We start from the raw sequence: 10,177 nt of genomic DNA on the forward strand, positions 1-10,177 counted from the left end.
AGCTGATGAAGCGGGATCCGTGAGGACCCGTGGAGGTATCACAAGTGCGAATGCTGACATGAGTAACGATAAAGGGAGTGAGAGACTCCCTCGCCGAAAGTCCAAGGGTTCCTGCTTAAAGTTAATCTGAGCAGGGTTAGCCGGCCCCTAAGGCGAGGCCGAAAGGCGTAGTCGATGGGAACCACGTTAATATTCGTGGGCCTGGAGGATTGTGACGGATCGCGTGTGTTGTATGCCCTTATTGGATTGGGTGGGCGGTGAAGCGGTCCCAGGAAATAGCTCCTCCGTATAGACCGTACCCGAAACCGACACAGGTGGACTGGTAGAGAATACCAAGGCGCTTGAGAGAACTGCGTTGAAGGAACTCGGCAAATTGCACGCGTAACTTCGGAATAAGCGTGACCCTTTTGCGGGCAACCGCAGGAGGGTGGCACAGACCAGGGGGTAGCGACTGTTTATCAAAAACACAGGGCTCTGCGAAGTCGCAAGACGACGTATAGGGTCTGACGCCTGCCCGGTGCCGGAAGGTTAAGAGGAGGGGTGCAAGCTCTGAATCGAAGCCCCGGTAAACGGCGGCCGTAACTATAACGGTCCTAAGGTAGCGAAATTCCTTGTCGGGTAAGTTCCGACCTGCACGAATGGCGTAACGACTTCCCCGCTGTCTCCAACGCAGACTCAGTGAAATTGAATTCCCCGTGAAGATGCGGGGTTCCTGCGGTTAGACGGAAAGACCCCGTGCACCTTTACTATAGCTTTACACTGGCATTCGTGTCGGCATGTGTAGGATAGGTGGTAGGCTTTGAAGCGCCGGCGCCAGCTGGCGTGGAGCCATCCTTGAAATACCACCCTTATCGTCATGAATGTCTAACCGCGGCCCGTCATCCGGGTCCGGGACAGTGTATGGTGGGTAGTTTGACTGGGGCGGTCGCCTCCTAAAGCGTAACGGAGGCGCGCGATGGTGGGCTCAGACCGGTCGGAAATCGGTCGTCGAGTGCAATGGCATAAGCCTGCCTGACTGCGAGACTGACAAGTCGAGCAGAGACGAAAGTCGGTCATAGTGATCCGGTGGTCCCGCGTGGAAGGGCCATCGCTCAACGGATAAAAGGTACGCCGGGGATAACAGGCTGATGACCCCCAAGAGTCCATATCGACGGGGTTGTTTGGCACCTCGATGTCGACTCATCGCATCCTGGGGCTGGAGCAGGTCCCAAGGGTATGGCTGTTCGCCATTTAAAGCGGTACGTGAGTTGGGTTCAGAACGTCGTGAGACAGTTCGGTCCCTATCTGCCGTGGGTGCAGGACTATTGACAGGATCTGTCCCTAGTACGAGAGGACCGGGATGGACGCATCTCTGGTGGACCTGTTGTCGCGCCAGCGGCATAGCAGGGTAGCTATATGCGGACGGGATAACCGCTGAAGGCATCTAAGCGGGAAACCCACCTGAAAACGAGTGGTCCCTATCAGGGCCGTGGAAGACGACCACGTTGATAGGCCGGGTGTGGAAGCGCAGCAATGTGTGAAGCTTACCGGTACTAATAGCCCGATCGGCTTGATCGTTCTCATTTGCCAATGACCATCGCTTCTCTTCTGTCCTCACGGACGTACCGCAGGCCCTCGGGCCTGCTGTCCTCCGGACGGGGCGCGCCAAACGTGGCGCGGCGCCCCTCGGGCTTGCGAAAGCTGCTGCTTTCGAACCCGTCATGGCAGAAGGAATAAATGGAGAAAAACCAGGCGCCGCCGCACGCACCTTGCTTCGCAAGGATGCTTACGCGTCCCGTCATTGTCGCCTTCGGCGAAATGACGCACCAGCTTCTCATTCATGCGCTTCGCCGACCTGGTGGTCATGGCGGGGTGGAAAGCACCCGATCCCATTCCGAACTCGGCCGTGAAACGCCCCAGCGCCGATGGTACTTCGTCTCAAGACGCGGGAGAGTAGGTCGCCGCCAGGTCTGCTAAACGCATGGAAATCAGAATCTTCTCGACACGTAATGGCGCGGGGTGGAGCAGCCCGGTAGCTCGTCAGGCTCATAACCTGAAGGTCGCAGGTTCAAATCCTGCCCCCGCAACCAACACAAACGCCGCCGAAAGGCGGCTTTCTTGTTGGTTACGGGTCCAGACGGCAATCAAGTGTTTTTTCGCTCGTTGATAAGGAAGGCACGAATGGCTGCGGCGGCGGCAGTATAGCTTTCCTCGGTGCAATGGATTCTGCCCACTGGCCACCATCCGGCTGGTGTCAGCCGGATTTCACATCGTACCGGATCACATATGGCGCCGCTGATCCTTTTCCAGGGCGTCAATTCCCTGCGCCCTGCGGCAACGGAAAGTCCGGCGCTTGCCAATGCCGCATTGTTGTCGGCTGCTCCGGCGAAAATGGCCAGTGAACCCGCGATCGATGCGCGCCGGTCCACGACGATAGTGGAAATGCCGGCGTCATCAATGATGAACCGGCAGCGCATCCGGTTACCGAACACGAACAGAGTGACGAGGGTCATCAGGATTGTGACCACGCCGAACCCGGTCAGCATGGCGGCCATGAACGGCAACAAGCGCTCCGGATGGCCGTCGACAATCGATACCCCGATCCCGATGAGTGCGATCAGCACGTAAGCGAGCAAGAATACCACGGCCGCGGCGCGCAACATTATCGGGTTGGTCAGCAGAGGGACGTCCGCGATCCACGTGACTGCCGGGTGCTCTTCGGCCGCGTTCACCGCTCAGGCCGCACGATCGGCTTGATGGCCGGTTCGATCGTACCGGGAACCTTGGGGGGATAGCGCTGGACATGCCATTCATGCAGGGCACGCCCGGCCGCGCAGCCATTGTAGTTGACGCATTGCTTGTCCGGATCGGGCGCTCGGCGCATGTTGCTGCGCACCTGGTTCTCCAGCGCGACCGCGTAGTTGGAAAGCGCGCCGCAATCGGGCGATTCAGGAAAGCCGCCAGCCAGAGCGGTGGCATGCGTCGGCTTGTATTTCTCGACGGCCTTCTGAACGGCGATGAATGGAACAAGGCTCTGCCGGTCGGCCATTTCCAACGCCATCATGCCAAACAGGTGATACCATGCCCCTTGCTGGTCATAGCTGGCGGTCTCCTTGGCCGAAACCTCCTGGTAAACGCCCTTCTGCGCGTTCCAGACCTTGATGGTGCGCTGGTCCGAATAGGCTTCCGCCTTGCGGATCGGTTCCAGATAATCCGCAATCAGCCGTGCATTCGTCTGCTTCGGGTCCCGGTAGAGGCCGGCATGGGCCGTGATCAGCGCCTTGTCGATGTTGCCGTCGGACACCTTGAGCGCACAAAAGAAGAATTCCGCCGGCGTGAGACGCGCCTTCTTTGTGGCTGCCATGTCGCGGGCGCATTGGTGCAGGGCGGCCTCCTGACCTGTCGGCAGGGCTCCGCTGTCAAACGATTGGGCAATGAAGGGGGCGTCAATAGGGCTGGAGCCGAGCGTGGTCTCCTTTCCGGTTTCCAGTTCCCACTGAACAGCCATTGCCTTGAAGTCCGAGATCAGGCTGGCGCGGTCCTGAGCCAGCGAAGGTTTTCCGGTGTAGAAATTGTACAGCGTTTCGCCGTCGTAAAAGAAATCCGCTTCAGGGCAGGGCCGATAGGCTGTGCGAAAGCGCAATTTCCGCTCGATCAGCGCCGGAAGGGCGATGGTTTCCTGCTTTCCTTCCAGGTCGGGTGGCAAGGTGATCGCGCTCGAGGCTGCGCACTTCTCCCATGCGGCCGGGTCCGTCGGCAGATCGTGGGAAACGCAGCCCCAGTTGCCGCCCTTGCAGGGCATGGTGTTCTGGCAGTCGCCTGCAGGTTCCGGCTGATAGCGAATCCCGCTCCCGGCGATGCTGTAGGTGCCGCACAGGCAGCCAAGAAATCCGTCCGGCCGGTCGATGTCGAGGTTTTTCAGCGTCATGAGAAGCTTCTCGTGGTTGAGGCGCTTCAGCCTGCCCAGCACGTGGGCCTGGCGGCGGGAAATCTCTTCCTCGCTGATGTGTTGCGTCTTCCCAGGCGGTTCCGACTGCGCACGGAGCTGGCCCTGCGGCACGATCATCGTCAGGGCCAGCAGCAGGCCGGGCAGGAAAGCGTGGCGGATCATCATGGCGCGTCACTCCGTTTCCAGGTCATCAAACAGCGTATCCAGGAACCTGGCGGGTTCGAACGCCGCGTCGTCGAGCAGGGACCAGCGGTCGGCGGCTGTCATCCCGGCCGGCGTCACCATGCCGGTGGTGACCGACCGCAGCACCAGCGATGCGGGCTTCTGCTCGCCGGGCGGATGCGCCTGAACCACCGCATAGAGATGGTAATAGGGGCCGACGCCCATGCTGCCATACAGTCTCGGGCCGCCGGGAAGCTCCATGGCCGTCCAACCCTCGCCGATGTCGATACGGACCTTGCCGTTCCATTTCTCCGCCACCCATTCCGCATCGACCTCGCGCGACCAGCCCTGATAGGGCGAATGGCGGAACCCCATGACCCAGACCTGCCGTTCCGGAATATGGGTGAACGAATACCAACCGCGATGATCCTGCCACATGTCGGCGATCTTGCGGGTGGAAAGGGCGACGTTCAGGTTCTGGGGGCGTGAAGGGTCGAGCTGCAGTTCGATGCGTGCAGGCGTCTGCCGGATCCTGGGATCGAGCTTGAGCAGCGGTTCCACCGAGAGAAGCCCGGTCTTGCCCCAGGAATGACCCGCCGGCACGTCCACGACCAGGGCTCCGCCCTCGTATCGGGCGAAGGCATCGAAATCCCCGCCCGCCACACCGATGGGCTCCCACGCTGGCGAGGCCGAGCCGTCGAAGGCCAATGTCACCGGAAGGGGGGCGACGCCGGGCGCCGGTTCCGGCGTTGCGGCGGCCGGACCCGGCTTCCGGGTCATGACGATCCGGTCCAGCGCCAACCGTGCCGGCGCATCCTTTTCCGGCACCATGGTATAGGCATAGACGCGCAGGCCCGCGCCGTCGCGCGCGGCATCGTAAGGCCGCGTGACCGGTGCCATGCCCTCCGCCGATACTGTCACTTCGCCCGCGCGGATGGAAAACCGTACCTGCGAAGGCGGGGTCGCGGAGACCTCCTGCCGGTCGAAATCACCGTCGCGATGCGGATTGAAATGGATGTCGGCAAGGGCGCCTGCGCTGTCCTTCGGTTTGTGCCAGGCGAAAGTCACGTTCGGATTTCCCGGCCCGTTGCCACCGACCCCGCCATAGCCGGGATGGGCCAGTGCCAGGGCAAATCCGTCGGTTCGCGCCGGGTCGATGTCAAAAACCACGGTCACTTCGCCGTCTTCGCGAAGATCGTCCAGCCAGACCAGCGCCTCCGGACTGAGAATGCCTGCGTTGCCCCAGATGGAGCCTTCCTTGACATCAACGAGCAGCATGTCGCCGTCCAGCCGGGCGTCGCGATTGAAATCGCCGCCGGCTGCACTGTGCCCGACCCAATCCGTTCCCAACGATCCGTCGAACAGTACGATCTCGGCGCGTTCGTCCGGCCAGGCAATCAAGGCGGGCGCTCTGGCCGGACGATCGGCGGCTTCGATGCGCCGGAGCGCGAAACGTGCCGGCTGGTCCTTCGCCATGGCGTGGGCGATGGCGTGGACGTGGTAGCCGCCGGGTGCCGGTCCGCCGGGCAGGGTGGCCTCGAGCATGGTTCCGTCCGGGAGGATTGCCGCGACCGCACCCGAAGGTTCGATCCGCAGTGTCACGCTTTCGGGCGCCCGTGGCCCGGTCATGATCCGCCGCACCACGCTCCTGCGCAGGAAGAGCGTTGCATGGGCTTCTTCCTCCTCGCTCGCTTGCCCCCAGGCAAAACGGATGTCGTGCGCCGGCCACTCGTCGCTTCCGTCCGCGGCGGCGAGCGCCAGCACGAAGGCGTTGGTCCTGTCCGTATCGATCTCGAAGCGGACCGTGCGGGCAGTTGCGTTGCCGCTCAGTCGCACCAGCGGTGCGGAAGAGCGGATGCCTGTCTTGGCCCAGCCATGACCAGACGGAACGTCCACAGTCAGCAAGCCGCCGGCATTCGAGGCGAAGGCATCGTAATCGCCGCCAGCCTCCGAGACAGGCAACCAGCGCTCGTCCGGCAGGCCGTCGAAAAGGACGGGATCGCCGGGGTCCGCAGCGGATGCAGGCGGTTCGACGGGCGTCGACGCTTGTGCAGTTTCCGGTGTTCCGCCTCCCGCGGTATCGTTGCCCGAGGGCCTGTAGGTTTCGGTCTTGCGGTACTCGATCCGTACGAACCCCTTGTTGCCGCTGGCGTTGTTCGTCGCCCAGGTCTGCGGGTCGGAATCGACCAGTTCGTAACGGCCGGCCGGCAGGATGATGCCGGGTTCAACGATCCAGTAGGCGTCCGGCACGCCCCCTTGGCCCGGCCTGCCGGTGGCTTGCCAGGGGCCATGGGTTGCATCCGCGCCCCGCAGGGCGATGGTGCCGGGGGAGCGCCCGCGCCCGTGATTCCAGTGATAGGTCTGGATGGACCCGATGAAGACCGGTTCCTGCATGGTGAACACCACCGGCTTCTCCGGCCCGTTGACGACCGCGTAGACATTGCCGATCTCGGCGATCAGGACATCGCCTACCGGCACGGTTTCCGGTTGTTGAGCCACCTCGTCCGCGACCTCTTCTCCGTTGTCGTCCGGTGTTTCGCTTTCCCCCGAACCGAAGGTGCGGCTGGCGCCGCCCTTGACCCGTCCGTAGCGTATCCCGGCCAGAAGTCGGTCCAGCAGGTTCGCTGCCGCAGCGAAGTCCTTGTCCTGGAATTCGAGGTTCATGACGAACTGGTGGCCGTCCCGGCGCGGATCGAGAAAGGCCAGGCCGTAGACCCCCAGTTGCGGGAAGTCGGATGTTATCACCAATGCCCGGCGGCCGGCGACCATGATTTCCTCATGCGCAACGATATCGTCGTAGCCGAGCAGAGGCTCGTCCGGGAACCACCAGAAGCCGAGAAGCGTGTAGTTGCCGTCGGGGCTCTTCAGGTGAATCTGCTGGCCTTCCTCCTGATAGGTGACCTGCCAGTCCGCCGGCGCTTCAATGCGCACTTCGCCGAAATCGTAGGGCGTCCAGTCATTCGCGAGACTGCGTGTCGCCGGCAGGATCATCACTGCCGTGAAAAGGGTCATCAGCAGGAGCGCAGGCCATCGGGCCGCTGGCGTCTGGAGCACGGACATCGCCGTCATCCTCCCTTGTCCGGATTGTCTGGCGTGATCGCGATGCCGTTTTTGCCCAGCGCCTTGAGCAGGCTGCGCATCGGTTTTTCGAAGGCTTCGCTGGCGATGGGGATCTGGCTGCCGTCGCGCAGCGTGAGTGTGATGCCGACCGTGTCGCGGGCAAGCAGGATGGCACCGGCCGGACCGAACTTCCCGGCGGCAACCAGGGCCGGCGTCAGCCGGCGGATCCATTTCGGCAGGCCCCGCCGGAAGGGCGAAACCCTTGCGATATCGGTGAAAGGGATGGTGCGATACCCCTCGAGCCGGTTGATCTGCAGGCCGTCCGCCTCGACGAGCATCCAGAAGGCGGCGTAGTGCGCGCTGAACCACAGGATCGAGATGGAGATCAGTGCCAGGGGCCAGGTCAGCAAGGCGGACGGGTGAACCAGGAGCCCGAAATCCACCCACAGATATTCCTCGCCCATCCGCGCCCAGAAGGGCAGGGCGAAAAAGAACCCCGTCAGCAGATAGCCAAGGATGTCAGGCCCATGCACGGACGGAATCCTGTCGTAAACGCGCGCTTGCGCCGGCCGTGCCGCTCGCGGCACGAATGCGTGTATCGCGACGCCGAGCGCGACCAATGCGGACGCGGTGCCTGCGCCTCGCAGCGGCAGGATGGCAAGGCCGGCGCAGATGAAGACCAGCGCCACGATGCGTCGAAGCAGTTCGCGCGACAGCAACACATCCATCCCGGCACCTCCGGCAAGCGTTTCCTGGTACCAGAAAGCAATGAAACGGGCGGGCTGAAAATGATCGGTGTCAATCGGGCTGGCTGTTCAGGCAAGGCGGGCTATGGGAAAACCGGATCCCACGCCAGTCAACCGAAGGCTGTCTCCGTGGGGAGGTGCCGGTTGACACAGTTTCAGAAAAATGTCGGCGCCAGGAGACCGATTCCGCGCAGCGTAGCACAGCGAGCAATGCCCGGCCCCTCCCGCATAAAGCTGGAAAACAACAAGAAATCTGGCCGCTTCAAGATCGGGAGAACGCGCTCGCGCGGGCAAGTGTCGGAGGGAAGGGGCCAGGATTCGATGTTCTTTTGATCCTATTCAAACGTGCAGCAATGAGAGGATGATTTGTTGTAGAAAATCAGAAGAAATGCCGTGCCGCGCCGAAATTGACTTGGCTCAAGTCGTATGACGTCGATCAGTGAAATAATGCTTTTCTTGTTCAGCCTTCGAAATGAAGTGGTTTGAATCAATGAAACGACTTGGCGCTATGGCTCTCGCTGCCACGCTGCTTGCCGGCGATGCATTTGCAGCTTCTTGCCTCGATATCGATATGGGTGACCACCGTGGTGTGGAGGGGCGCGGACGCAACGTGATTGCATGGCCTGATTGCCATGGAGAACGGAACCAGCTTTGGCGGTTGGAGGAAGGCGCGCTGAAGGCGGATGTGAACGGCATCACGTGGTGTCTCGATGTCAACATGGCGGAACCTTCCGGAGACAAGGGGCAGGGGCGCAATGTGATCGCCTGGCCTGTCTGCCATGGCGGAGAAAACCAGCGGTGGTTTCGCGAGGGAGCTTTGCTCAAGACACTGATCGGCGGCCGCCCGTGGTGTCTTGACATCAATGAAAGTGAGCGCAGTGGTATCAACGGGGAGGGGCGAAACGTCATCGCCTGGCCGGTTTGCCATGGAGGCAACAATCAACGCTGGCGCTGAAGGCAGGCAGAAGGACGAGTATTGGGGGCGCAAGAAGGGCAGGTCTGACGGTTTGATGTCTTCGCCGTAGTTTGTTCGGCGGAAATCGGAAAACCAATCCGGCGGCGAACCGCCGTGGTACAGGCAGACTGACTGGCTGATGGAGGCTGGCATGATGGCAAGGAATTCAAACGTGTCGTTTCGTGGCGCCTGGTGCCGGGCTGGTGTTTCGTTTGCCTTTCTGCTCATGGTCTGTGCTTTTCCGGTCAGCGCTACAGCCGGTGAAGCCGCCGACAGGATCAGGGCCTGCTTTGAAGGACCGGCTAGCGAAGCTGCCGCCGGCACTGTAGATGCCGACGATTTCACCCGTCAGATGTCTGAGATGGTTGCCGGCAGACAGTGCCAGCAGCTTGCCGATGAAGTGATCCAGGCCTGCCTCGGCGAAATCGACAACGGTGTCGATGACGCCGAGAGCTCCTATGCCTGTATCGGCATCGTCGCCAATCCTTGCATGGACAGCGATTGGGCCATTGACGAGTTCCGGTCCGTGGTTTGCATCGGCACGGAAGAAGCGGTCTGGTTGCAAATCCTTCACACCAGTCTCGACAGCATGCGCAGCGTACTGACTGACGACCAGAACCAGCAGCTGGTCTCGATGCAGGAAGCGTTCTTCGAGTACAGGAACGCCAAATGCGGCCTTATCCGTCAGTTGCGAAGCGATAACGAACCCGACATCGCCTATGGCGCTTGCACAACGGAAACCGCAGCGCGCCTGGCAATCGATCTGCGGGAAATGGCAGCTGCAACCGTTGATGAGGCAGGACCGCAGGCGGATGAGGAACCGGCCGCCGATCAACCGGAGTCGGAAGACATTGAGAACCGTCTGGGGAGCAGGGATTTTCCGGTTCGTACAGATGGTCCCGCTGGTCAGAAAGCATATCTTGGCCGGCTGAGATGTCCGGACGGCACAGTGCCGGATTTCAACCGGCAGGGCAGTGTCGGCTATGGCGGGTATGGCAATATCGTTGATGTCTATTCGGTGCGTTGTCGTGGTGCGGGCGAAAGCGACAGAATTTATATGGACATGTATCACCCGGGCTATATCGAGACCGCTCCTGTAACCGGTTACGAAATCACCGATGACCGATAGCGATGGATGAGCAATAGAAGCCACCTTGAATTCCGGGGAAACAGGGAAGGCATCGAGACGCAGAATTTCCTGCTGACTTGGAAAACGAACCCCGGCGCCCGTGCAACAATCCAGCCTTCCGGAAAACCAAGCAGGTCATCATTGATGGTCTCATGAAGAGCTGCAACACCGGGCTTGCCTCCACCGCAGACAACATC

Annotated in this window: 6 protein-coding genes, 1 tRNA gene and 2 rRNA genes (1 of these 9 cut by a window edge); 5 read left to right on the forward strand and 4 right to left on the reverse strand. The window is 61.3% G+C overall.

Going from position 1 to position 10,177, the window contains the following annotated elements; all coding sequences use genetic code 11:
- From R3D65_RS10210 to R3D65_RS10220, 3 genes are all read left to right on the forward strand, one after another.
- Window positions 1-1,557 (forward strand): 23S ribosomal RNA (locus tag R3D65_RS10210); it begins 1,362 nt to the left of the window's first position.
- A gap of 276 nt (window positions 1,558-1,833) precedes the next feature.
- Window positions 1,834-1,949, forward strand: a 5S ribosomal RNA gene (rrf, locus tag R3D65_RS10215).
- A gap of 43 nt (window positions 1,950-1,992) precedes the next feature.
- Window positions 1,993-2,069: transfer RNA gene (locus tag R3D65_RS10220), tRNA-Met, on the forward strand.
- A 54-nt stretch (window positions 2,070-2,123) separates the two neighbouring features.
- Here the strand turns inward: R3D65_RS10220 and R3D65_RS10225 are convergent.
- From R3D65_RS10225 to R3D65_RS10240, 4 genes are read right to left on the reverse strand one after another with little or no spacing between them, the layout of a single operon-like run.
- On the reverse strand, window positions 2,124-2,711 hold the full coding sequence (locus R3D65_RS10225; RefSeq protein WP_371275120.1) for a hypothetical protein: 588 nt from the start codon (window positions 2,709-2,711) through the stop codon (window positions 2,124-2,126).
- The gene (locus R3D65_RS10230) at window positions 2,708-4,093 is read right to left on the reverse strand and encodes a hypothetical protein (RefSeq protein ID WP_371275121.1); all 1,386 of its coding nucleotides are present in this window, start codon (window positions 4,091-4,093) and stop codon (window positions 2,708-2,710) included. Before R3D65_RS10230 ends, R3D65_RS10225 begins: the two co-directional genes overlap by 4 nt.
- A 6-nt stretch (window positions 4,094-4,099) precedes the next feature.
- Entirely contained in the window at window positions 4,100-7,150 is a 3,051-nt protein-coding gene (locus tag R3D65_RS10235; RefSeq protein ID WP_371275122.1) for a hypothetical protein, read from the reverse strand.
- A 5-nt stretch (window positions 7,151-7,155) separates the two neighbouring features.
- On the reverse strand, window positions 7,156-7,878 hold the full coding sequence (locus R3D65_RS10240) for a hypothetical protein (protein ID WP_371275123.1): 723 nt from the start codon (window positions 7,876-7,878) through the stop codon (window positions 7,156-7,158).
- Between the two features lie 490 nt (window positions 7,879-8,368).
- Between R3D65_RS10240 and R3D65_RS10245 the strand changes: the two genes are divergently transcribed.
- Together R3D65_RS10245 and R3D65_RS10250 are read left to right on the forward strand one after the other, a co-directional pair.
- Window positions 8,369-8,851, forward strand: a complete 483-nt coding sequence (locus R3D65_RS10245; RefSeq protein WP_371275124.1) for a ricin-type beta-trefoil lectin domain protein — start codon at window positions 8,369-8,371, stop codon at window positions 8,849-8,851.
- 151 nt (window positions 8,852-9,002) lie between these two features.
- Window positions 9,003-9,980 (forward strand): lysozyme inhibitor LprI family protein, encoded by a 978-nt coding sequence (locus tag R3D65_RS10250; protein WP_371275125.1) that lies wholly within the window; start codon window positions 9,003-9,005, stop codon window positions 9,978-9,980.
- The last annotated feature ends 197 nt before the right edge of the window (window positions 9,981-10,177 follow it).

This window comes from Zhengella sp. (assembly GCF_041397485.1).
Taxonomy (GTDB): Bacteria; Pseudomonadota; Alphaproteobacteria; order Rhizobiales; family Rhizobiaceae; genus Zhengella.